The sequence below is a fragment of the Weissella bombi genome (genome assembly GCF_900094835.1).
In the GTDB taxonomy this organism is placed as follows: domain Bacteria; phylum Bacillota; class Bacilli; order Lactobacillales; family Lactobacillaceae; genus Weissella; species Weissella bombi.
This window is the reverse complement of the sequence record NZ_FMAO01000001.1, coordinates 347759-373474: the sequence shown is the minus strand read 5'-3', so window position 1 is coordinate 373474 and position 25716 is coordinate 347759. Positions and strand designations below refer to the sequence as shown.

Here is a 25716-nt window from a genome sequence, read left to right as displayed (position 1 = left end):
TATGAAAGCAACATATCTTTGATATACTTAGAATAATTAAACTTTAAGGGCACATGGTAATTAAATGGGTAGAGCACAAAAAATAAAGAATCGTATTAAAAATTCGTCCTTTTTTGGAATGAGCTATCTTATGGGCACATTGGCTATGGTTAAATTTTTACAGTTATTTATCAAGCCAAATGAAAAACAGATATTATTCATTTCATATAGTGGACGACAATATTCAGACACACCTAAAGAAGCATATAATATGTTGCGCAATGACCCAGATTTTGCGGACTATGAGTTGGTATGGGCATTTAATAAGCCGAAGTTGTATAAGCAGCCAGAATTAGGAAGAAAAATATCTTCTAATTCACCAACCTTTTTTTATCATCTATTGAAATCAAAATACTGGATTGCTAACTCAAGTATTGATCGTTTAATACCGTTTGAGCATAAACAGTATGTGTATATTCAATTTTGGCATGGGGTTCCACTTAAATCGTTGGGACATTCAGAGGTGGGATTGTCTAAGTTAGTTCAGTATTGGTATGACCATGTACAATTTGACTTTATGTTTACGTATAGTGATTATGACTTAGAAAAGTTCAAGGCAGTTTTTCCTAGGACAAAAAAGTTTGTGACGCAAGGACAATTGCGCAAAAATATTGTTAAACGGTATGAACAAAATATTACACCAGCAAGAATTAAGTATCAGTTAGGCATTAAGTCGGATAAACCGGTATTACTATATCTACCTACTTTTAGAGGGTATGATGCTAAGGAACAGACAAATCTAACTGAGGCAACATTGAATAAATTGTCTGAGACATATACTGTGATTTATCGTGGTCATTATTTCACGGATGGCACAAGTAAAGGACAGATTATTACTGCACAAAATTATTCGTTATATAAAATGTTTATGATAGCAGATACGTTGATTACGGATTTCTCAAGTGTCTTTTTTGATTTTGTGGAGTATGGTAAAAAGGTGTATTTGTTTCAACCAGATGTTAGTGAATATACTAAACGACGTGGTATATATTTGGATGCAAAGAATGATTTGCATCTGCCGGTCGCTTATTCTGAAGTTGAATTAATGAATCTGATGCAGGCTGACAATTATGATTATCAAGTTTTGCAACAAATTAAAGAAAAGTACAATCCTCATGATGGGGATGAAGCAGCAAGTGCATTGAAAAAAATTTTGATGCAATATAGATAAAATGATGAGAGCTGAATTCGTTTGGAATTCAGCTCTTTTTTTACACACTGTGAGAACTTTTTTATTGTTAAATTATGTTATATTTAAGGTATTAAATGAGTAAAATTTGAAAATGGGGTAGTTTAAATTATGAAAAGCAAGCGTATTTTAAATAGTGCATTAATTTTGGGCTTTGGATTATTAGTGAATGCACAAGTTGTTAACGCTGATGAAACGAAGAATGTTGTCGATAGTGAAGTTGTTAACAGTAGTAGTATATCTGATAGTCAGGTTTCTGATGATGAGCAAACTGATTCGGATTCGACAACAATTCAAAATAGCGCCGATGTAGTTACATCAGAACCAACTACTGGAAATGCGATTTTAAGTACGCAAGAATCAGAATCAACTACTAGCGATGAAACAAAAAATGACGTTACACCTAGTGTCACGCCTCGAGCAAGCGTAAACAGTCAGAGCGGTTATATCAATGTTCCAGGAGTAGGTTGGCGATGGTTAGAAAACGGTCAGAATTTTACAGGATTCCGAAAGTACATGGGCTCATATTACTGGTTCCAAAATGGTGTGCGCCAAGAAAATAGTTGGGAAATGGCTTGGGGCAATAAATACTATGTCGGTGCAGATGGACGAGCAGTACAGGGAATTGTGACGATTAACGGTCAGAAATATGATTTTGGTAAGAACAACACTTTTTATCTACGTGGAAAAGTGACAATGCCAACAAATAAGACAGGTTATATTAATGTACCAGGTGTCGGCTGGCGCTGGTTGGAGAATGGCCAGAACTTTACAGGATTCCGAAAGTACATGGGCTCATATTACTGGTTCCAAAATGGTGTACGCCAAGAAAACAGTTGGGAAACAGCCTGGGGCAACAAATACTACGTTGGTGCAGATGGACGAGCAGTGCAAGGAATTGTGACGATTAACGGTCAGAAATACAATTTTGGTAAGAACAACACTTTTTATCTACGTGGAAAAGTAACAATGCCAAATAAGACAGGTTATATTAATGTACCAGGGATAGGTTGGCGCTGGTTAGAAAAGGGTCAAAACTTTACAGGATTCCGTAAATACATGGGTTCATACTACTGGTTCCAAGATGGTGTGCGTCAAGAAAATAAGTGGGAAACAGCCTGGGGCTATAAATACTATGTTGGTGCGGATGGACGAGCAGTACAGGGAATAGTAACAATCAATGGACAAAAGCATAACTTTGGTAAAAATGGTACGTTCTATGAGCGCCCAATGCCTATTAAGGTAAATCGCCCAACTTATTTCTCACAGTGGGATAACCGTTGGGCTAATACCTGGTTAAGTGGTGGTACTTTTGGTGCTACCGGTTGTGTACCAACGAGTGCAGCAATGGTTCTTAAAGGTTCATACGTCGTAAATGTGACACCTCGTCAAGTGGGAAATCAAGTATCAAAATTCCACGAAGCCTATGGTGCTTCTGGTCTTGATTTGCAAACGATGGTTAATGCTTACGGTCATTCTGCAAAAAGCCTTTCAACACCTAATGCTGTTAAAAATGAATTAAAGCAAGGTAAGCCAGTTATTTTCTTTGTTAATGTTGGAATTGGTCATGCTGTTGTCGGTTATGGTTATAACCAAGGAAAGACTGAAATTTTTGATCCTTATAATCAACAATTTTATAAAGGTTGGAATAGTGTTGATGGTGTACTGGGACGTTTGTCACAGGACCCACAAGATTGGGATGCTGGTACACCCGCATTTGTCATTAATTAGGGGCTGTTATGAAAAATAAAAAAAATATATTTTGGTTAATTGTATTAATCGTTATTATTGGTGGTGCTATTTTTGGGATGCAACGCACTTTTTTAAATGATAATCAAACAAAAGGTGAACCACAACAGATCAGTCAAAAATCAAGTCAAAAAAGTACCAGTAAAGCAACTAGTCAGTCAGATAAATCGGATGCAGCGACTTCTTTGTCGGGGGATAAAGAGTTAACTTTAGATTCAACCATGAGTGGTAGTAGCAGTAGTGATAGTGATACTTCTGAAACAGGTGTAGATGTTCAAGCAGCTCGTATAAAGTTATATCAAGCTGGTATTGATTCATCGGGTATTGATGATGCAACTATTACTGAGTATTGGCAACAGGCTCAAGAAAAGCAAGTTGACTTTGCAGAATATGTGAAATCACAAATGCAATAAGAAAATTGACTAAAAATTTAATGTAACGAAAATAGTTATTCATATATGGATTGCTCGATATAGTATTCTAAAAAAGCACTTGTGCACAGTGTTAATTTTATTATTCTAATGAAAGCAGCGAATTAATTATTGTTAAATAATTAAGGTATAAACAATGAATAACTTTAAAAAAATAGTGCTTATTATTACAGCTAGTATAGTTGGAACTTATGTATCAGCGCCACATCATATAACAGCAAATAGTGTGCCAAATATTACGGCTGGTGAAGTGAATAAACCTCGGATGGATTTAGTTGATGTTTCTTCTTGGAATAAAGCCTTATCAGTGTCAGATTTTCAAAAAATGAAAACATATGGTGTTCGTGGTGTTATTGTTAAGGTAAGTGAAGGATCATATTATGTAAGTCCAGTTGCGGAAGCACAGATTAAAAATGCTCGGGCAGCTGGACTAATTGTTTCGGCTTACCATTATGCAAAATATCGTTCGCCGCAAGAAGCAAGCCAAGAAGCAGATTATTTTGCGAATCAAGTTCAAAAACTTGGCCTACCAATGACAACGGTATTGGCAAATGATTTAGAAGACTCGCAGACACAAACAGGTAATGTGACTGCAAATGCTTTGGCATTTCGTAATCGTCTGACAGCGCGCGGTTATCAGCGACAAATGCTTTATACAGCACCGTATTATATTTCACAAACGCAATTAGATGTTAATTCGTTTGGAAATCGGAACATATGGATGGCTTCATATCCGTATAATCCCTCAAGTGACAACCTATGGCACCAGCAATATGGTGCTTGGCAATGGAATTCAAATACCAATTTTCCAGGTGTAACGGGTGTATTTGATGTTTCCGTTGATTATGGGTCACAATTTTTAGAAGAACATGTTACAACAACTAATACAAATGGTGCCGTGACGAATAATAATAGATCAGTTCCAGCAAAACCAGTTGTTCCAGCAAAGCCAGTGCAAAAGCAGATACCTGTAAATTATAGTGGATATGCTAGTGATGGTATCGGTTGGCATTGGTATGAAAAGGGTCATCGCTTTACAGGATTTAGGTATTATATGGGAGCTTATTATTGGTTTGACAATGGCGTTCGCCAAGATAATCAATGGAAGAGTGCTTGGGGAAATCGTTATTATGTAGGCAATGATGGGCGAGCTGTGCAAGGATTAAAAACAATTAATCAAAAGCAATACTATTTTGGTGATAATAAAACGTTCTATTTGCGTACAAACCAAGATGTTTATATTGGCAATCAACATTTTATAGCTGATACACAAGGTGTTTTGACTAAAGTGAGTCAGTTACGGCAAGGCTATTTAGATACACCAAATGGTTGGCGTTGGTATGAAAAAGACCGTTTATTTACAGGATTTAGGTATTATATGGGAGCCTATTATTGGTTTAACAATGGCGTCCGTCAAGAAAACAAATGGCAACAAGCTTGGGGCTATCGCTATTACGTTGGTGCTGATGGACGTGCAGTACAGGGACACAAAAAAATTGATGGTCGTTGGTATTACTTTGGTAATAATAATACATTTTATCTGCGATAAAACGTTTAATATAGATTGCTATTAAGTAGCATAAAGAAGGGGGTTGGAACAAAAAATGTTTCAGCCTTTTTAAATAAAGATATATTAATTGTAAATCTGTCAGTTTTACAGCATAAACCGTTACATAGCGATTTCAAAACGACTTTTGTCTCGTTTTCTTTTTATAAGATAATTTAAAAATTGGCGACAACAGTTCAAGAAAGCGTATAATACTAGTAATTAAACGGAAATAAGAAAAGTAGGTTATAAAATAGATGATTACAATAAAATCGCAACGAGAAATCGAAGGTATGAAGAAATCCGGTGCTATTATTGCAGGTATGCATCAAGCACTTCGTAATCTAATTCAACCCGGTATTTCGACATGGGAAATCGAGAAGTTCAGCCGTCAGTATATTGAAAATCATGGTGGTCGTGCTGCTCAGATTGGTTTTGAAGGCTTTGAATATGCGACAACTGTGTCGGTTAATGATGAAGTTGCACATGCATTTCCACGTAAGCATTTGTACCTAAAAGAAGGTGATATTGTCAAAGTTGATACAGTTGTCGACTTAGATGGTTATTATTCTGATTCAGCATGGACGTATGCTGTTGGGAAAGTGTCTGATGAAGTTAAAAAATTGATGGCTGTCACTAAAAAGGCCCTTTATATCGGTATTGATCAAGCTCAGGTTGGTAATCGTGTTGGCGATATTGGTGCAGCAATTGATCAATATGTGACAAAAGAAAATGGTTACGGTAATGTCCGTGAGTATGTCGGTCATGGTATTCAACCAACAATGCACGAAGAACCAGCAATTCCACATTACGGTATTGCCGGTCATGGTTTGCGTTTAAAGCCTGGTATGACGATTACTATTGAGCCAATGGTTAACTTAGGTGGTTGGAAAGTGAATACGTCAAAAGAAGATGGTTGGACAGTTACAACTGCTGATGGTTCTTGGTCAGCACAGTATGAACATGTGGTTGCAATTACTAACGATGGGCCGAAAATTTTGACATCACAAGATTCAGAGTATGACGCAAAGTACCTGTAATACTTCGTTGGTTGTAAAAGGAGATTTTGATTTGTCAGACAAAAGTTATATTTTTGCGAAACGGTTTTTGGATATTTCAGTTGCGCTGTTTGCGTTGATTATTTTATCACCAATTTTCTTGGTTATATCGTTATTTTATTTGTTCGGTGATAATAAAGGACCTGTATTTTATCAACAAAAGCGAATTGGTATGAACCACAAAGAATTTGGAATTTACAAGTTTCGTTCAATGGTTGTTGGGGCTGAAGAAAAGTTGTACGCCAACAAAGAATTGTATGCAAAGTTTGTTGCAAATGGATATAAGTTGCCAACAGAAGAGGATCCACGGATTACGAAATTTGGTGCTTTTTTGCGTAAAACGTCAATTGATGAATTACCACAATTTATTAATATTTTGAATGGTGAGATGAGTATTGTTGGACCTCGTCCGGTAGTTGAAAAAGAGCTAGTTGAATACGGGGATGAAGTTGACAAATTTTTGTCAGTTAAACCTGGTGCGATGGGCCTTTGGCAAGCTAGTGGACGTAGTGAAATTCAATATCCTGAACGTGCGCAATTAGAGATTGGGTATGTCGATCATGCTGATTTATGGTTTGATTTTAAAATTTTGTTTATGACGGTCATTGCTGTGTTCAAGGGTGAAGGAGCAATGTAACGTTTTCAAACTATAAAACTCACTATTTCTCATGTATAATTAGAAATAGTGAGTTTTAATTTTTAACTGATTAAGATTTAATCAGAAATCTTTAGTTTAAAAAGGAATTATAGAAATGGATAATCAATTTACTGTTACTGATTTATTTAAGCACTTATTCCGTAATGCTTGGTGGATCGTTATTTTAGGAATTATTGGTGCGCTGGGGATGTATTTTGTTAATAAGCAACCATCATCGATCAACGTTAGTGCAACACGAACGATGTATGTTGGTAAAATTGACAGCAATGCCAAGGATCCTAATTCACAAGTTAATGGAAATGCTTGGATGTTGAAGACTTACCGAGAAATTGGTAAAGATCGTACTATTATTAATCCTGCTGTTGCACAATTAAAAAAGCAACATGTTAAGGTGACTGCAGCTGAACTACGATCAACGTTAGAATTGTCATCACCAGAAACAACTTTGTTGATTAAAGCAAAGGTGTCAGGTGTAGATAAAAGTTCAAAAGCAGTTAAGATGGTAAATGCATATACTGATTCATACGCTAAAAATGCGCCTAAGTTAATTGCTGATATGCCTCAACCAGAATTAATGTCAGCAGCTAAAAGTGCACAAACAACAACGATTGTTTCGGGTGGTTCGCCAAAGAAGGCAGCGTTGTTTGGCTTGGTTGTTGGTTTGGCCTTCGGAATTGTTTTGGCATTCTTTACAGGGATTTACAAAAATATGAAAGCAGTAAAGAATTAAAAAGGAGTTTTATATGATGTCTTGGTTAATGCCATTCGCGATACTTCCAAAGACGTATACATTTTTCTTCTTTGATTCGTTTGCTCAAATTGCTATTGCGGTTTTTGGATTATATATATTAAGTAAGTTGTATGTACAACCACAGTTATTAAGTACAGTATTACCAAAAACAACAACATTACGTCTTTGGGGTGTGTTTGTTGTTGTCCAGTTATGTTTAATGGCATATCAGTCAGTAAAGATGGGGAATAGTCAGCAAACTTACGGTTTATTACATAGTTTAGTTTCCTTTATTCAAATGATTTTGGTCATTTGGGTAGCATATACTGTTCAAAAAATGGCTATTCAGTCATATGATGATGCGAAGAAATTTGCTAAAAGCGTCATTTGGACGCTTGTTGGATATTCAGTTATTGTGCTTTTGCCACAAATATTTTTCTTGTTAGGGATTGGTCGTTTGGGTCGAGTCACAAACTTGATTGCAAAATTGTTTGAACGTCATTGGTTAGATCGTGATTTTTATAATAATGGTAGTTATGTCACAACATTATTTCGTTTGAATGGTCTAGAACCAGAGGCTTCTTTTTTGGCATTATTGTTAGGTTTAGCATTTGCGCCATTATTGTTGATGATTATTCAAGAACCAATTAAGTCGTTCAAAAATCATCGAAAGTTGTATATGTTGTCATGGGTGATGGTCGTTTTTATGGCGTTGGTACTTCTATACGCTAAAACAACTACTGGATTTTTGATTATCTTTATTTTGGCATTACTATATTGGTTAATGGCACCTAAAAATCAAAAGATATGGTTATTTGGTTTAGGTATTGCTGCTTTAGTATGTGTAGGACTGGCGTATGAAACAATTCCAGCGGTTACTGAATTACTGAATCGATGGTTATTTGAAAAGGGTGGTACCGATAATCGTTTAGGTGGTACTCTTGGCTTGATTGGTGCATGGGTACATCATCCATTGTTTGGTGTAGGATATGGATATGAAGGCCCATATATTGTACAGAATTTACCAGAGTGGTCTAAGAATAATTATGAATATTTAGAAGTTTATAAAAACCAATCGTATCCTATTTTAAATGATGTATTTGGTTGGTTAGCGCGATACGGACTAGTATTTATGGCAACAGGTGCTTGGTTACTGTTTGGCTTGATAAAGCGGGCGATGGTTGTCTTGAAGTCATTGGGTCAGCTAAGCAATAATGAACATATTGTATTCTATCGTATTGTTATTAAGGCATTCTTTGTAACGCTTGTATCCATCTTATTAGTAGCGGCAGTAACGCCAGCTAATGTGACGTCGTGGCCAATTTTATTAATGCTTTTCTTCTATTGGCGTGTTATCCACTTAGCTGAAGATGAAGTTAATGGCAGGTAAGGAAATATAATAGTATGAAAATTTTGATAGCAACACATAAACCATATCAAATGCCTGATGAACCAGGTTATTATCCAATTATGGTTGGATCGGATTTACGAGATCAAATTCCGGCAGGCTATCTAAAAGATAATGCTGGTCAAAACATCTCAAAAATGAATCCATTTTATAATGAGTTAACGGCGCTGTACTGGGCAAAATATAACCTACAAAATGAAGATATTGTTGGATTAGTACACTATCGTCGTTATCTTGGTAGTAAAGCTGGTCATGATTTAGATAATATTTTATCAGAATCACAAATTCGTGAGGATTTAAGTAAAGTTGATGTATTACTACCCAAGCAACGTAATTATTACATTGAAAATCAAAAAAATCATTACTTAAATGCTCATAAAAATGAACCATATTTTGTGATGGCAGATGTAATTAAGGAAAAATTTCCAGATTATTACGATGCTTTTATAAAAATGGGACAATCAAAACGTGCTCATTTATTTAATATGAGCATTATGAATCAAAATAATTTTCAGGCATATACGTCATTTATGTTTGATGTCTTAAAAGAGGTTGAACAACGAATTCCATATCGTGAATATGAGGGACAAGAACAACGTGTTTTTGGCTTTTTATCTGAACGATTAATGGATACATGGTTGTATACTGAACGGAAAACATTTTCTGAGTATCCTGTTGTTACAATTGAAAAAACAAACTGGATTGATAAAGGAACACAGTTTTTGAAAAGAAAGTTTTTCAAAAATAGTAGTAAAAAAGTTCATTTTTAAGGTTGGATAATCTTAAATTATGATAGAGTATATTTAATGTATTTTATATAAAGATATAGGGGATAATAAAGATGACTTTAAACGATAAAAATTATGACTATCTAGTTGTTGGAGCGGGACCTTTCGGGGCAATTTTTGCTTACGAAGCAGCTAAGCGTGGTAAGCGTTCACTAATCGTTGAAAAGCGTCCACACATTGCAGGTAACACTTATACACATACTGATCATGGTATTACGGTACACGACTTTGGTGCTCACATTTTCCATACAGATAACAAAGAAGTTTGGGAGTATATTAACCAATTTGCTGAATTTAATGGTTATCAAAATCAAGTTGTTGCTAACTATAAGGGTGAGCTATATAACTTACCATTTAATATGAATACGTTCTATGAGATGTGGGGAACAAAGACACCTGCAGAGGCACAAGCTAAGATTGAAGAGCAAAAGAAGGCTGCTTTGGCGGAGCTAGGTGATCGTGAGCCACGTAATTTGGAAGAGCAAGCTATTTCATTGATTGGAACGGACATCTACCAAAAGTTGGTTAAGGGTTATACTGAAAAGCAATGGGGACGTAAGGCAACTGATTTGCCAGCCTTCATTATTAAGCGTTTACCAGTTCGCTTTATTTATGATAATAATTACTTCAATCACCGCTATCAAGGTATTCCTGTTGGTGGTTATACACAAATCTTTGAAAAAATGCTTGATAACGATTTGATTGATGTACGTGTCAATGAAGATTTCTTTGATCACAAAGCTGAATACATTGCTGAATTCCCTCGTATTGTTTATACGGGAATGATTGATCAATTCTTTGACTACAAGTATGGTGAGCTAGAATACCGTTCAGTACGCTTTGAGTCAGAATTGAAGCATGTTGATAATTATCAAGGAAATTCAGTTATTAATTATACTGATGCTGAAACGCCTTATACACGTGTTATGGAATGGAAGCACTTTGATGGTTTGTCAGATGATGGTGTAACAATCGTGACAAAGGAATATCCACAAGAATGGGATCGCTCAAAGGAAGCTTATTATCCTGTTAATGATGAAAAGAACACGAACTTGTATAAGCAATATGCAAAAGAAGCTCGTAAGCATTCTGATCAATTTATCTTTGGTGGTCGTTTGGGTCAATATCGTTACTATGATATGGATCAAGTTTTCAACGCAGCATTTAATACTGTTAAGAAAGAATTTGATATACCAGCAGATTTTAATTTTGCACACGACGAAAAGCACTAAAGTATTTAGAGACTCAGTCATCTTCGGTTGATTGAGTCTTTATTTTTGGAAATTATTTATAGTGTTGTTTATATTATGTGAATTGATAAGGTTTAATGGATTGTGTATATTTGCCATTTAACTGGAAAATTATTAAAATAGCGAGTAAACGGTCGTGAAGGGGCAAAATTAATGGAAAAATCAACAACTACTCATCGGCCCCATTATTACTATATGGATATATTAAACATTATGGCTACGATGGCTGTATTGTGGTTGCATACTTCAGAGTATGCTTTTCAGTATGAACCAAATCATGTTAATTGGTATGTTAGTTTAATTATTCAGGTACTATTTATTTGGGCTGTACCAATCTTTTTTATGATATCTGGTGCAAACTTATTTAATTACCGTGATCGTTATGATACGGTAACGTTCTTTAAAAAGAGAATTATGCGTGTTTTAGTGCCATTTATTGTCTGGTCAATAATCTGGTATGCATGGAATCATTTTGCCTTACATCAGGATGATTGGTCGATTAAAGGCTTTATCAACGGTATGGAATACGATACAATACAACCTATTTTTTGGTTCTTTTATTTTGTAATTCCAATTTATATTGCAATGCCTTTCTTATCAGTATTAGCGACGAAGGCTAATAAAAAAGTTGTGGAATATATCATTGCCTTATATGTTATAGGAACGTGTGTTATTAATTATGGTTATATGTTATTACAAAGAACACCAGATCAGATGGTTAATAATATTCCCTTAGCACTTTCAACGGGTGTTGGTATATTCTTTGTTGGTTGGTATTTACATACTTTTAAGATAAGTAAAAAAGTACGATACTGGTTGTACGTAGGTACTGGTTTGAGTATTATTTTTATGATTTTAGTAACAATTATATTGTCTAGTTTTCGTGGAGAAACAGTGCGTGATGCTTATAGTGTCTTTTCAATTGGTGGTTTCTTTATTCCATTAGGCATTTGGGCATGGACACAGCATCATTTTGGGGAAACGTGGCAACCATCACCAAGTATCGCAAAATGGTTACGTAAATTATCAGGTGTTTCACTTGGTGTTTATGTGATTCACGAGTTTTTGATTATGATAATCGAACATGTATTTAGTTTACCAGTGTCATCATGGGTACACTTATTCATCTTACCATTGGTAGTTTGGGTGTTTAGTGTCATAATTATATTAATCTTACAAAAGATACCAGTTGTTAAAAAGTTATTACCATAATAATAGGAAATACAGGTGAATTATAACTCTGTATGAATAGAGGAAAATATGCAAGTTGTTAAAAATTATTTGTACAATGTATTTTATCAATTGCTAACGGTGTTAGCGCCGTTAATTACAATGACCTATCTTTCACACGTTCTTGGTGCATCAGGGATGGGGGTTCAGGCGTGGACAAATTCAATTGTTAGTTATTTCCTATTGTTTGCTACATTAGGGATTACACTTTATGGACAACGTGAAATTGCTTACGTCCGTGATGATGTTGCATTACAAAATAGGCGCTTTTGGGAAATTCAAATTCTACATACACTTGTTAGTTTGGTTTCGATTGCGCTTTATATTTTATTTGTTTATAGTATGAGAAATGTGCCAGGTGAATTTAGTCAAAATAATCATCAATTATATTTGCAAACATGGGTGATTGTTTCAGGTTTACTTGATATTTCTTGGTACTTTATGGGTTTGGAAGATTTTAAGAAAACAGTTATTCGTAATTCACTAGTAAAAATTGCGATGGTCATTTTAATATTCTTAGTTGTTAAATCACCAGCTGATGTTAATCGCTATATCTTGTTGCTAGCATTAACGCAAGTTGTTGGTAATGTTACAATGTGGTTCTATATTCCTGGCAAGGTTAAACTACCTAAAATCAATACTTTGAATTTACGACGTCATTTACTACCAACGATTGGCTTGTTTATTCCGACAATTGCAACACAGGTATATTTGCAATTAAATAAAACGATGTTACCTTTGTTTCAGAATAGTGCGATTGATTCAGCAGCTTTTTATGAAAATGCGGATAAAATTGTAAAAGTGTCGTTGGCATTGGTTACAGCGATGGGAACAGTTATGTTACCACGAGTTGCTAATTATTTCTCAAAAGGTAATATGAAGGCCGTTAATAAAGCAATTTATCTATCAATGGATTTTGTAACTGCTCTAGCTATTCCGTTGATGTTTGGTATGATCGCATTAGGTCCTAAGACGACTATTTGGTACATGGGGGCTAATTTCTTACCTGCAGGTTGGACAATTTCTTTGTTAGCACCAATTGTGTTGTTTATTGCCTGGAGTAATGTTATTGGTACGCAATATTTGATGCCAATTAATCGAACAAAGGATTTTACGATATCTGTCACGGTAGGTGCTGTTGTTAATATTTTGTTGAACTTTATTACAATTCCTCTTTGGGGATTATATGGTGCAGCAATTGCGACAGTTATTTCAGAAGCAGCGGTAACTTTGTATCAATTTTGGGTTGTTCGTTACGATCTATCCTTTGCGAAATTGTTTAGTGGTGTCTGGAAATATTTTGTTTCTGGAATGGTGATGTTTATTGTTTTAATTATTATGACTACACATATGGCAGCAACACCAGCTAGGTCAGTTATTCAAATTGTTGTTGGTGTTGTTATCTACTTTGGATTAACGATTTTATTGCGTGCAAATTACATTGGTAATGTAAAAAAGTTTGTTACTGAACATTTTAAGAAATAAATGAATAAAAAAGTGCCGATTATGAGGCACTTTTTTTGTTATACTTATAACTAGTAGAATTAGCGAGGAAGAAAAATTTATGTCTAAGTTATCATTAGTAGTTCCTGTTTTTAATGAACAAGATACAGTTGAACTATTTTATAATGCGTTAGAAGCAGAACATCAAAATTTTTTGGAGTACGATTTAGAATATTGGTACATTGATGATGGATCTACGGATAATACGATGGTTGAAGTAGAGAAATTAGCGGCTAAAGACGAAAAAGTACATTATGTATCTTTTTCGCGTAATTTTGGAAAAGAATCAGCTTTATATGCAGGACTGGAGCATGCGACAGGTGACTATATTGCAGTAATGGACGTCGATTTACAAGATCCCCCAGAGATGCTGCCTGAAATGTTAGAAGGCGTGTCATCGGGTGAATGGGATGCTGTTGGTGCGCGACGTACAAGTCGTAAGGGAGAGCCTATCCTTCGATCATGGTTTTCTAAGCTGTTCTATAAATTAATTAATGCGATGTCTGATACGCATATTGTTGAAGGTGCTCGTGATTTTCGTGTAATGACACGACAGATGGTTGATGCTATTTTAAGTATGCAAGAATATAATCGTTTCTCAAAAGGAATATTTTCTTGGGTTGGCTTTAAGCAAAAGTATTTAGAATATGAAAATAAAGATCGTGTGGCTGGAAATACATCTTGGTCATTTTGGGGATTATTAGGTTATTCAATTGAAGGCTTTATCGATTTTTCTAGAGCGCCATTAGTATTAGTTTCATTTTTGGGGATGTTTTCATTTGTGTTGGCATTAATTGGGGCAGTTATTGTGTTTGTTAGAGCTATCGTACATCCGGAAACTTCAGTATTTGGTTGGCCATCGATGGTTGTCATTGTGTTAGCCCTGGGGGGAATACAATTATTGAGTATTGGTATTGTTGGTCGGTATATTTCTAATATTTATTTGGAGTCAAAGCATCGTCCAATTTATGTTTCGCGTAAAGAAAAATAAGTAGAGTGAATTTATTAGGTTATTTAGATGGAATAATTAGATTTTCATTTGATAGTGTTAAATTATTATATTTAGTTTGGAGAAAAATAATATGACAGTTAGTGCTGTGGTAGTGACATACAATCGCTTGCCTATGTTGAAAGAAGTAATTGCAGCTTTGCAAAATTCGGAGACTAAAGTAGATAACATTATTATTGTTGATAATAATAGTGAAGCGGATACAGAAAAATATTTAACAAGTTTAGGCAATCAAATTCGTTATGTACGGTTACCTGAAAATATAGGTGGTGCAGGTGGCTTTAATAAAGGTGTTCGTTACTTCATGGAAGAAACTGAAGACGACTATGTATGGTTAATGGATGATGATACTGTACCAACGCCATCGGCATTAACGGAGCTTCTAAAAGCAGCTGACAAGGTTAATGATCAATTTGGCTTTTTGGCATCTGATGTTCGCTGGACGGATAATACGCGTGCAAAGATGAATTTACCATTTCCGATTAATCGATTTAAGAAAATTCCATTGGATGCAACAGAAATGGAACAACTACGAAATGCAACTTTCGTTTCAGTAATGTTCACACGTGAAATTGTGGCAAAAATTGGTTTGCCAGTTAAGGAATTCTTTATCTGGGGAGATGATATTGAATATACTGAACGTGCAGCACGTCAGTTGCCAGGCTATATGGTACCAACATCACGTATTATTCATAAAATGGCACAAAATGTTGAGTCTAATGTTTCGTTAGATTCTATTGATCGTGTACCAAGATATTTCTATGCTTTTAGAAATCGCATGTACTTTAGTCGTAATCGCGGCTTTATCCGTTTTTTGCGTGCACATATTCGTATTGCCTATGAAATGTTAATGATTTTCTTTAATGGTCAACCTAAAAAATGGCTACGCGTTAGAATGGTAATTAAAGGTGTTGTTCATGGTTGGTTTTTCCATCCAGCAGTGGAATTTGCGAATAATAAGGTAAAGGAGTAGTCAAATGGGAAAAGTAAGTGCAGTTATTGTTACCTACAATCGTTTGCCAATGCTTAAAGAAGCCATTGCGGCGTTAGAATCAGTTGAACCAAAGCTCTCACATTTAATCGTTGTTGATAATAACTCGGATAACGATACTAAGGAATATTTAGAATCATTAGGTGATCGTATTGAATATGTGCGTCTATCTGAAAATGTTGGTGGTGCAGGTGGATTCAATGCAGGAATTCGTTATTTTTATGAGCAAACGGATGACGATTATGTTTGGGTGATGGACGATGATACTATTGTGCACCAAGATTCATTACAACCATTGTTAGCATTCGCTGATGAAAATAAGAATTTTAGTTTCTTATCTTCAAATGTTCTATTTACTGATGGTAAGCCATCGGTAAGAAATGTATTACGTCAATACGGTACGTTCAACACGACATTAAACAAAAAATTTACTAAGCCGGTATTAGTAGAAAATGGAACGTTTGTTTCTGTATTATTCCCACGTTATATAGTTGGAAAAATTGGTTTGCCAATTACGGACTTCTTCATCTGGATTGATGATTTAGAATATACAGAACGTGCATTGAGAGTTGCGCCTGGTTATTTGGTACCAGCTTCTAATGTTACACACAAGATGCGTTCTAATACGGAAGACGATATTACTAATGATATTCCAGAACGAGTACCACGTTACTTTAATATGTATCGTAACCGTGTTTACACAATGAATAAGCGTAATTTTTATCGTCGTGTTCGTGGTGAAGCAAAAATTAAGTGGGACTATATGCGTTTAAAGACAGGAAAAATGCCAGATAAAGCAGAGCGTTTAAAAGTTATGCGTGATGGTATTGCTGCCGGTAAGCAGTTTAATCCAATTATTGAATTCCCCGATGAAAAGCCCGAGGCTAATTAGCGACATTAAAATTTAAGAATATTTGATGGACCAGTGTTTAGTACTGGTCTATTTTTTTGTCTTACAGAGTTTATAATGATGTGGTAACTATTTTTTTAACAGCCGTTTAATTTTATTTTTTTTGCACAATTTGTTTCATAGTATGATGGGACAATAAAATAAATGAGGTGATAGGCATGTTATTAATAAGATTTCTTTGGACACTTTTAATTGGCATACTTGTTTTTACGATGGAAAGTAAAGTGGTCAGAGCTTATGAAGGGCGGCTTGTTAATGCAAATTATAAAAAGGGAATGTATATAAACGAGGGCAATAAAAATTGTCCTAGTTTAACAGAACTAGCATATTTTACAGATAAGAATATCTGGATAATCGGTGATTCATTAATGATTGGTTGGGATGGTAAGCGGGTTGTTAGTAATTCGTGTCCTAAAATTATAGAGCGTTTATTGCAACCGAATTTATTAGATGCACGCTATTCTTTTTCAGGAGCGCAAATAAGTGGTAACAGAACAGTTAAAACTGTCGATTTAACGAATAACGTTACTAATATTATAGAAGATAATGAATTTAAAAATGCTGACTATTTGTTGATTGCACTAGGTGTGAATGATTTAAACTATAGTGACAATAATCTTGGTTATGTTCAACAACGATTGCAATCAAATATTTGTCGTTTAAAGCAAGTAAATTCTGACTTGAAAATTATGGGAATTGTGCCATTTGATTCATATTTAGAAAAGAAAGCAAGTAAGTATACACTCAGGGAATTACAGAATGCATTAATTGAAACGTTTAATAGTTTTGGAATTCCAGTAATCAATTGGCAACAATCATCTTTTTCTTATAGTCAATATTCTTTAAATGATGGTGTTCATCCAACGCAAGATGTTTATCAACAAATGGGCTATATGATAGCTAATTTTATCGTTCATAGTCGTAGTATGATGCCAAATGTTAACGATAAAAATAACACACTTTTTTTATCTAACGGTTGGCAAACCAATGAACTAGGAGACAAACAATACGCTCAAAATAATATGTTGCTCGTAGATTGGCAACTAATAGATGGTGTTTGGTATTATTTTGATCCTAAAACGAAGGCTTTAAAAAATTAAAATTGGTAATTTAATAGACAAAAATTTATTTTTAACGTCCTTATATATTGTTGTTGAATAGACAAAGGTATAAGGAGAATCTTTATGAACAAAGGCTACTATATTACTGGCATGATATTAATCGCTATTTCCATGGGTAACATACTAATTACTGATAGGTGTGTTTTGGCTGAAAACAAGAATGGTTATGTTAATAATGATTTTTATCAAAATGGTGTGCTAGGTAATGGTTATCTAAATGATGGTCATAATTGGTATTTATTTAAAGATGGCAAAAAACAAACAGAAATTCAGCGATGGTATGGGCATTATTATTATTTTGATGTTACCACCGGATTACGTCAGAATAATGTTTTTAAAAATCAATGGGGAAATACGTACTATTTTAATGGGGATGGTGTAGCTGTCTCGGGATTGCAGAATATTTCGGGAAATAAATATTATTTTGGTGAAGATAATACGCATTATCTTCGTAAAAATCAGTGGTTAAAAATTAATGGTAAAAGCTATTATGCAAATAGTGAAGGTGTATTATTGGCGGGAATTCAAAAAATAAAAGATAAATATTATTATTTTGATTTAAAAACAAATCAATTAGCAGATATGAGGAATTATGTACTATCTCAATGGGGAAAATGGTATTTAATTGATAATGCTGGTGTTGTGCAAAGTGGCTTACAGCGATGGCATGAAAATTATTATTACTTTGATCCAATAACGTATCAAAAAGTTACAAATCAATCCATTTTTATAGGAAAGGATAAATGGTCTTTTGATAGTGAAGGCGTTGGTCATAAGCATGAAGAAAATGATGCAACGCTTCAAGCGTTGAATAAAGTACGGCTAGCTAATGGTTGTAACCCACTTGTTTGGGATAAAGAACTAGCTGGCTTAGCAACTGTTAGGGCCAATTTTACAAACGTTCATGGTATTCCTGCGGATCATTGGCGAACAGCGGGTGAAGTGATAGGAATAGGGTGGCATAAAGGCCATAGCATAATTAAGGCATGGTACAATGAAACAAACATGTTACCAGTCGGTACGAAGGGACATTACAACTGGATAATAAAAAAAGATGCCACAAAAGTTGGTTTTGGATATGCTGGTAACGTTATTGTGGGTATAGCCCAATAAAGAGTAAGATTAATACAAAAAGTAAATCCGTGAATCGAGTACAATGTATTAGATTCACGGATTTTTAAGTTGCAATAAATATAAAAAAGGCGGTTATGACAAGTTTTTTCAAATCAAATTAGCACTCTCAAACAAATAGTGCTAAAAGTGTTGACATTTAGTTATAAGGCGTGTACTATAATAATTGTTAGCACGAAGGAGTTGAGAGTGCTAAGGAGGTGGCGCGTATGTTAACGGAAAGACAGCAGCTTATATTAGCTACAATAATTCGCGATTACGCAAAAACCGGCAGGGCTGTTGGATCTAAAACTTTATTAAATGAATTAGATTTGACAGTAAGTTCAGCAACTGTGCGAAATGAAATGGCACTATTAGAGGAATTGGGCTTACTACAAAAAGAGCACACTTCATCTGGTCGCGTCCCTTCACAACGGGGCTATCGCTACTATGTTGACGAATTGATGCGTCAACATCGTTTATCAAAAGTTGTTCAAGAATCTTTAGAACATGTGTTTAGTCGTAATTTTCAAGAAATTGATGATTTAATGCAGACGATGGTAAATGAGTTAGCAAGCCTAACGGGCTATACAGTTCTTGCTTTAAAGCCTGAATCAGCAGATATTCGCTTATCAGGTTTTCGCCTAGTACCAATTAATGGTCAGCAAATTATGGCAATTATTGTTACTAATGATGGACAAGTTACAAGTCAAAGTTTTCGATTACCAGAAGGTATGTCCGTAAATAATCTTAATGACATGGTTGATTACATTAATAAAACATTAGTCAGTCAACCAATTGTCGAAGTATTACGAACATTGACTGGTGACTTACCTTGGCAAATGGAACGAACAATTCGAACGCCGGTTGCGTTTTTGCAACTGTTTGGTGATGTATTGGCACGTTCTATTCATGATAAAGTGTTCATTGGCGGTTATTTAAACGTTTTAGACTTCACGACAGATTCTAGTTTGCAAGATATTAAGCAATTGTATCAATTGCTTGATTCAGCTATAGATATGCGTCGAGTAGTTGGAACAGCAAATGACGGGGTAATGGTACAAATTGGTGATGAGAATGGTAATAGTTTATTGTCACCGTATAGTCTAGTATCAGCCACGTATCGTGTTGCACAGTACGGTGTTGGTGCGATCGCTATATTAGGTCCAACATCAATGCGGTATGCTGACATGATAGGCTTGGTTGATGCGTTCCGAGGTGCTTTAGCACAACAGTTATTAGAATATTATCGTTAGAAAAGAGGTGTTGATATGTCAGAGGAAAAGCAAACTCCTGAAGAAGAAGTCGAAGTTACCAGTGAAGAAAACGTCGTTAATGACGATGTTGATACTGATAATGAAACAAAAGTTTCTGAAGCAGATCAAATTTCTGAGTTAGAAGCAAAAGTTTCTGAAGCAGAGGATAAGTATTTGCGTGCACATGCAGAAATGCAAAACATGCAATCACGATTTGCAAAGGAGCAATCACAAGCTGTTAAATTTGCTAACCAAAAATTAGCAAATTCAATTTTACCAGCTGTGGATAATCTAGAGCGTGCTTTGCAAGTTGAAGCTGACGGTGATTCGGCACAACAAATTAAAACTGGTGTTGAAATGGTGTACAAGACACTTATTTCAGCCCTTGAAGAGCATGATGTGAAAGCAGTCGGTGAGGCTGGTGAAGCATTTGACCCTAACTTCCACCAAGCAATTCAATCAGTACCTGCGGATGATGATCATCCAGCTGATACCATTGCAACGGTTCTTCAAAAGGGTTACGTCTTAGCTGATCGTGTTATTCGACCAGCTATGGTAGCTGTTTATAATTAAACTGCTAGACATTAACATTAAAAAATAACAAAAAATATAATCAATAAGAGGTAAATATTATTATGTCAAAGATTATTGGAATTGATTTAGGAACTACAAACTCAGCTGTTGCCGTTATGGAAGGTGGCTCACCAAAGATTATTACTAATCCAAATGGTGGACGTACAACCCCATCAGCTGTTTCATTTAAGAACGGTGAGACGCAAGTTGGTGATACAGCAAAGCGTCAAGCAATTACTAACCCTAATACTATCTTGTCAATCAAGTCACACATGGGTGAAGCTGGTTACAAAGTAACTGTAGATGGTAAGGATTATACACCACAAGAAATTTCAGCTATGATTTTGCAATACATCAAGAAGTATGCTGAAGATTATCTAGGTGAGACAGTTGATAAGGCTGTTATCACGGTACCTGCTTACTTTAATGATGCACAACGTCAAGCAACTAAGGATGCTGGTAAGATTGCTGGTTTGGAAGTTGAACGTATTGTTAACGAGCCAACTGCTTCTTCATTGGCATATGGTTTGGACAAACTAGATGAAGACCAAAAGATTTTGGTTTATGATTTGGGTGGTGGAACTTTTGATGTTTCTGTCCTTGAATTAGGTGATGGTGTGTTCGAAGTATTGTCAACAAATGGTGATACTCACCTTGGTGGTGATGACTTTGATCAAAAGGTTATTGATTGGTTGGCCGATGGCTTCAAGAAGGAACACGGTGTTGATTTAAAGAATGACAAGCTTGCTTTGCAACGTTTGAAGGATGCAGCTGAAACAGCAAAGAAGACTTTGTCATCAGCTACTGAAGCTCAAATCGACTTGCCATTTATTACGGCTACTGATGAAGGTCCTTTGCACTTGCAAACGACTTTGTCACGTGCACAATTTAACCAATTAACAGCTGACTTGGTAAAGCGTGCTGAGGCTCCTGTACGTAGTGCTTTGAAGGATGCTGGTCTATCAATTGATGAAATCGATAAGGTTATCCTAAATGGTGGTTCAACTCGTATTCCAGCCGTTCAAGAATCTGTAAAGAACTTGACTGGTAAGGAACCAGATCACTCAATTAACCCTGACGAAGCTGTTGCCCTTGGTGCAGCCGTTCAAGGTGGTGTTATCACTGGTGATGTTAAGGATGTTGTTTTGCTTGATGTTACACCATTGTCATTAGGTATTGAAACAATGGGTGGTGTCTTCACAAAGTTGATTGATCGTAACACGACTATTCCAACTTCAAAGTCACAAACATTCTCAACTGCTGCTGATAACCAACCAGCTGTTGATATCCATGTTTTGCAAGGTGAGCGTTCAATGGCCGCTGACAACAAGACATTGGGTCGTTTCCAATTAGCAGATATTCCAGCTGCACCACGTGGTGTACCTCAAATTGAAGTTAAGTTTGATATTGACCGTAATGGTATTGTTTCTGTTTCTGCTAAGGACTTGGGAACAAACAAGGAACAAAAGATTACTATCCAAAGCTCTGGATCATTGTCAGATGACGAAATTGAACGTATGATGAATGATGCAAAGGCTAACGAAGAAGCTGACAAGGCACGTAAGGAAGAAGCTGACTTGCGTAACGAAGTTGACCAATTGATTTTCCAATCTGAAAAGACTTTGGAAGAAGTTGGCGACAAGTTGCCTGAAGATGAGAAGAAGCCGGTAGAAGACGGTGTTGCTGATTTGAAGGCTGCTAAGGAAGCTGATAATCTAGAAGATATGAAGGCTAAGAAGGAAGCTTTGGAAAAGGTTTCTCAAGAATTAGCTGTTAAGTTGTATCAACAAGCACAACCAGCTGAAGGTCAAGAAGGTGCTGCACAAGATGGTAAGTCAGATGACAATACTGTCGATGGTGACTTCGAAGACGTATCAGATGATGATAAGAAGTAATAAATGATTTAACGATCTGAACACCCCTACGTTACAGACCGTACGCGATTGTGAGAATAGCAGCTCATAATCGCGATACATATTAAATTTTTAGGAGGATTTGCCTCATGAATAATAGTGAATTATATGAGCGTTTAGGTGTTGATAAAAATGCCTCACAAGATGAAATTAAGAAGGCTTACCGTAAGTTATCTAAAAAGTATCACCCTGATATCAATCATGAGGCAGGTGCTGAAGAAAAATATAAAGAAGTTCAAGAAGCATATGAAACGCTAGGTGACGAGCAAAAGCGAGCAATGTATGATCAATATGGTGCGACTGATGGTCAACCTGGTGGTCAAGGCGGCTTCGGTGGCTTTGGTGGTTTCGGCGGTAACGCTCAATACGGTGATTTCTCCGATCTTGGTGATATCTTTAGTCAGATGTTCGGTGGTGGGTTCCAAGACCCTAACCGTCCACGTAAAGGACAAGATTTGCAATATCGAATGAATCTAACCTTTGAAGAAGCTGTTTTTGGTAAAGAAGCAACAATTTCATATACTCGTTCAACAGATGATGGCAAGCAAGAAAGTAAAGAACTAAAGGTTACTGTTCCAGCCGGTGTTGAAAATGGTCAACAGATGCGTTTGTCTGGTCAAGGTGAAGCTGGTTTCAACGGTGGACCTTACGGAGATTTGTTTGTTGTCTTCCGTGTCTCACCATCAAAGGATGGCTTTGAGCGTGACGGTTCAACAGTTTATTCACGTATGCCAATTGACTTTACAACTGCAGCTTTAGGTGGAGAAATTTCAGTTAAGACCGTTCATGGAGATGTTAAGTTGAAGGTTCCAGCTGGTACGGCCACTGAAACTAACTTCCGTCTACGTGGTAAGGGTGCGCCACATATGCGTAGTGGTAACAATGGTGATCACATTGTGACATTGTATGTGGATGTTCCAAAGAAATTGAATAAGGAACAAAAGAAAGCACTTGAAGCTTTTAGAGAAGCAATGACCGGCGAACATAAAAAAGGATTTTTCAGTTAAAAAATAAGAGCAAGTGACTTTGTTTAAGGTTACTTGCTTTTTTATATGGCATAATTGATAAAGGAATTGGAGGTTACTATGCGCCTAGGCGATTTGAAAATTTCTTTAGAGGGTATGCCTTTGGAGCGTCCTTTAGCGACAAAACTATTTTCATCAGGGTATACCTTCATTAGAATTGTTGGAAAAGATAGTAATAAATTAATTTTGGAATTAGATGCTAACCAAATAACTACCATTAATGATTTAAAAGCGTATCATGAAGATGATTCGGAAATAATGATTCGTGATAGCGAACAATTATTACATAAAATATATGGTTATCAAATTATAGACAACATTATTGTGTTAGCCTAATTAAGGAAGGGTAGTATGCAAAAACGGATGGGCTGGCTTTTAACAACCATAATTGTTATTGTGGCACTCATTATGGTGTTAGTATTATATCGCAATACTGGACAACCAACCCGTGTGCGAACAATGGCAGAAGAAACATTAAATCATAGTAAACAGCCTTTTGCCAAAAAAGGGCAAGATAGCTATGAAGAATATCAACCTACAAAAAAAGACCTTGCAAATAAAAATTATGTTAAACGTGGACAGATAAATAAAATCGGCCAATATCAATTGACAGAGTCAGGTCTTGAACAGAAATGGGTGGGTGTGAAAAAAGTTAATAGTACGATTACTAACGGTGATATGACTTACCATGTTAGAAATATTAATATTATTAAAAATACTGCACGAACACGGACAGCTCTTTTATCGGCTAGACGTACATTAAATGATCGAAATTTGAATACTAAGTTTGTGACATTAGTGATTAACTACGATGTCACAAATAATAATGTCGTGACAGCAATAACACCTGGGGTAACGGCCGTTAAGTATTCGAATAGAACAACAATGTCTATATTAAGCGGTATCTACAATGATGGCCGACTAAATACGTCAGGGATTGTACCCTATGAAACGACATCAACGACAGCAACTGTGTTAGTGCCTGAAAAAATGGAGCGTCACTTAACTTCGCTCGATATACAGTTTGCAACGGTTAAGGATTCGGCAGGTAATGAAATTGTAAAACCATCATCAGTAAGGACAATTACTTTTTAGTACTGTTAAACTGCTGTATAAAGTGGTTAAAAAATGGTAAAATTATAACTAGTATGAACCGTCGTTTAGGCGGTTTTCTTTTTGAATTAAATTCAAAAAGAAATAAGCACAAATAAGTTAAAAAGATAAGGAGTTCCTAATTATTATGCAGATTGAGTTTCTAGGGACTGGTGCTGGATCTCCAGCACGTTTTCGTAATGTAACAGGTATTGCTTTACGATTACTTGAGGAAATAAATGAAGTTTGGTTGTTCGACGTGGGTGAAGGGACACAACGTCAAATGTTACAATCAACCATTCGACCACGTAAGGTTACTAAAATATTTATTACACATTTACATGGTGATCATATTTATGGATTACCAGGACTATTATCTTCACGTTCTTTTCAGGCTGGCGATGAAACTTTAACAATATATGGTCCAAAGGGAATTCGTCAATTTGTAGAGATTAGTCTACAAGTTTCACAAACACATTTAACGTATCCGCTTAAGTTCGTTGAATTACCAGAAACTGGTGGTGAAGTGTTAAAAACTGATAAATTTACGGTTACAGCATTACCGTTAGATCATCGAATTCTATCATTTGGTTATCGTGTTGTTGAGCATGCTCATCCAGGTGAATTGTTAGTAGATCGAGTACGTGAATTGAATGTGCCAGAAGGCCCACTATACGGACAACTAAAACGAGGTAAAGACATTACTCTACCTGATGGACGAACGATTTATAGTAAAGATGTCATTGGTGAAGCTCAACCTGGCCGTTGCGTTGCTATTATTGGTGATACGCGGAAAAATGAAAATACAGTGTTGCTTGCTAAGAATGCTGATGTCATGGTACATGAATCAACATACGGTAAAGGCGAAGGTAAACAAGCACGTAATCATTATCATACAACTAGTGTTCAAGCTGCTAAAATTGCCGCTGAAGCCGGGGTTGGTCGTTTATTATTAACGCATATTTCAGCGCGTTATGCTGGTAAAGCAGCAAATGAATTGGCCTATCAAGCACGTGCAACCTTTGAAAATACACGTGTGGTAAATGATTTTGATGTGTATGATGTACCGTTTGGTAAGCAGACGAATTCAAAACCAATGGCATTACCTGAAACAGATAATATTTAATAGAACAAGGA

24 protein-coding genes are annotated in these 25716 nt (G+C 35.8%); all 24 read left to right on the top strand.

Features of this window, described 5'->3' with window-relative positions:
- Positions 1 to 145 precede the first annotated feature (145 nt).
- A complete protein-coding gene (locus GA0061074_RS01760) occupies positions 146 to 1210 on the top strand; it encodes a CDP-glycerol glycerophosphotransferase family protein (protein ID WP_159426634.1) in 1065 nt (354 codons plus the stop codon).
- A 129-nt stretch (positions 1211 to 1339) separates the two neighbouring features.
- Positions 1340 to 2959, top strand: a complete 1620-nt coding sequence (locus tag GA0061074_RS01755) for a C39 family peptidase (RefSeq protein ID WP_092461387.1) — start codon at positions 1340 to 1342, stop codon at positions 2957 to 2959.
- A gap of 8 nt (positions 2960 to 2967) precedes the next feature.
- Positions 2968 to 3390, top strand: a complete 423-nt coding sequence (locus GA0061074_RS01750; RefSeq protein WP_092461386.1) for a hypothetical protein — start codon at positions 2968 to 2970, stop codon at positions 3388 to 3390.
- Between the two features lie 154 nt (positions 3391 to 3544).
- A complete protein-coding gene (locus GA0061074_RS01745) occupies positions 3545 to 4957 on the top strand; it encodes a GH25 family lysozyme (RefSeq protein ID WP_092461385.1) in 1413 nt (470 codons plus the stop codon).
- Between the two features lie 254 nt (positions 4958 to 5211).
- Positions 5212 to 5994, top strand: a complete 783-nt coding sequence (gene map / locus GA0061074_RS01740; RefSeq protein WP_092461384.1) for a type I methionyl aminopeptidase — start codon at positions 5212 to 5214, stop codon at positions 5992 to 5994.
- Between the two features lie 31 nt (positions 5995 to 6025).
- Entirely contained in the window at positions 6026 to 6649 is a 624-nt protein-coding gene (locus tag GA0061074_RS01735; RefSeq protein WP_092461383.1) for a sugar transferase, read from the top strand.
- Positions 6650 to 6764: 115 nt separating this feature from the next.
- Entirely contained in the window at positions 6765 to 7400 is a 636-nt protein-coding gene (locus tag GA0061074_RS01730; protein WP_092461382.1) for a YveK family protein, read from the top strand.
- Between the two features lie 13 nt (positions 7401 to 7413).
- Positions 7414 to 8790 (top strand): hypothetical protein, encoded by a 1377-nt coding sequence (locus tag GA0061074_RS01725; protein WP_092461381.1) that lies wholly within the window; start codon positions 7414 to 7416, stop codon positions 8788 to 8790.
- 14 nt (positions 8791 to 8804) lie between these two features.
- Positions 8805 to 9578: a DUF4422 domain-containing protein gene (locus tag GA0061074_RS01720; RefSeq protein ID WP_092461380.1), complete on the top strand. Its 774-nt coding sequence runs from the start codon at positions 8805 to 8807 to the stop codon at positions 9576 to 9578.
- Between the two features lie 71 nt (positions 9579 to 9649).
- A complete protein-coding gene (gene glf / locus GA0061074_RS01715; RefSeq protein ID WP_092461379.1) occupies positions 9650 to 10828 on the top strand; it encodes a UDP-galactopyranose mutase in 1179 nt (392 codons plus the stop codon).
- Positions 10829 to 10999: 171 nt separating this feature from the next.
- Positions 11000 to 12058, top strand: coding sequence for an acyltransferase (locus GA0061074_RS01710; RefSeq protein WP_092461378.1), 1059 nt, complete (start codon positions 11000 to 11002; stop codon positions 12056 to 12058).
- 48 nt (positions 12059 to 12106) lie between these two features.
- Entirely contained in the window at positions 12107 to 13561 is a 1455-nt protein-coding gene (locus GA0061074_RS01705; protein WP_092461377.1) for a flippase, read from the top strand.
- A gap of 79 nt (positions 13562 to 13640) precedes the next feature.
- Positions 13641 to 14570, top strand: a complete 930-nt coding sequence (locus tag GA0061074_RS01700) for a glycosyltransferase family 2 protein (protein WP_092461376.1) — start codon at positions 13641 to 13643, stop codon at positions 14568 to 14570.
- A gap of 91 nt (positions 14571 to 14661) precedes the next feature.
- A complete protein-coding gene (locus GA0061074_RS01695; RefSeq protein WP_092461375.1) occupies positions 14662 to 15561 on the top strand; it encodes a glycosyltransferase family 2 protein in 900 nt (299 codons plus the stop codon).
- 4 nt (positions 15562 to 15565) lie between these two features.
- Positions 15566 to 16471 (top strand): glycosyltransferase family 2 protein, encoded by a 906-nt coding sequence (locus GA0061074_RS01690; RefSeq protein ID WP_092461374.1) that lies wholly within the window; start codon positions 15566 to 15568, stop codon positions 16469 to 16471.
- A 176-nt stretch (positions 16472 to 16647) separates the two neighbouring features.
- Complete coding sequence (locus GA0061074_RS01685) at positions 16648 to 17589, top strand: SGNH/GDSL hydrolase family protein (protein ID WP_092461373.1); 942 nt, start codon at positions 16648 to 16650, stop codon at positions 17587 to 17589.
- 84 nt (positions 17590 to 17673) lie between these two features.
- Entirely contained in the window at positions 17674 to 18723 is a 1050-nt protein-coding gene (locus GA0061074_RS01680; protein WP_092461372.1) for a CAP domain-containing protein, read from the top strand.
- Between the two features lie 227 nt (positions 18724 to 18950).
- A complete protein-coding gene (gene hrcA, locus GA0061074_RS01675) occupies positions 18951 to 19976 on the top strand; it encodes a heat-inducible transcriptional repressor HrcA (protein ID WP_092461371.1) in 1026 nt (341 codons plus the stop codon).
- A 15-nt stretch (positions 19977 to 19991) separates the two neighbouring features.
- Positions 19992 to 20549: a nucleotide exchange factor GrpE gene (gene grpE, locus GA0061074_RS01670; protein ID WP_092461370.1), complete on the top strand. Its 558-nt coding sequence runs from the start codon at positions 19992 to 19994 to the stop codon at positions 20547 to 20549.
- 62 nt (positions 20550 to 20611) lie between these two features.
- Positions 20612 to 22444 (top strand): molecular chaperone DnaK, encoded by a 1833-nt coding sequence (dnaK, locus tag GA0061074_RS01665; RefSeq protein WP_092461369.1) that lies wholly within the window; start codon positions 20612 to 20614, stop codon positions 22442 to 22444.
- 107 nt (positions 22445 to 22551) lie between these two features.
- Positions 22552 to 23469, top strand: a complete 918-nt coding sequence (locus GA0061074_RS01660; RefSeq protein WP_092461368.1) for a DnaJ C-terminal domain-containing protein — start codon at positions 22552 to 22554, stop codon at positions 23467 to 23469.
- 78 nt (positions 23470 to 23547) lie between these two features.
- Positions 23548 to 23823, top strand: a complete 276-nt coding sequence (locus GA0061074_RS01655; RefSeq protein WP_092461367.1) for a hypothetical protein — start codon at positions 23548 to 23550, stop codon at positions 23821 to 23823.
- Positions 23824 to 23838: 15 nt separating this feature from the next.
- Complete coding sequence (locus GA0061074_RS01650) at positions 23839 to 24582, top strand: hypothetical protein (RefSeq protein WP_092461366.1); 744 nt, start codon at positions 23839 to 23841, stop codon at positions 24580 to 24582.
- 145 nt (positions 24583 to 24727) lie between these two features.
- Positions 24728 to 25705 (top strand): ribonuclease Z, encoded by a 978-nt coding sequence (gene rnz / locus GA0061074_RS01645; protein ID WP_092461365.1) that lies wholly within the window; start codon positions 24728 to 24730, stop codon positions 25703 to 25705.
- Positions 25706 to 25716 lie beyond the last annotated feature (11 nt).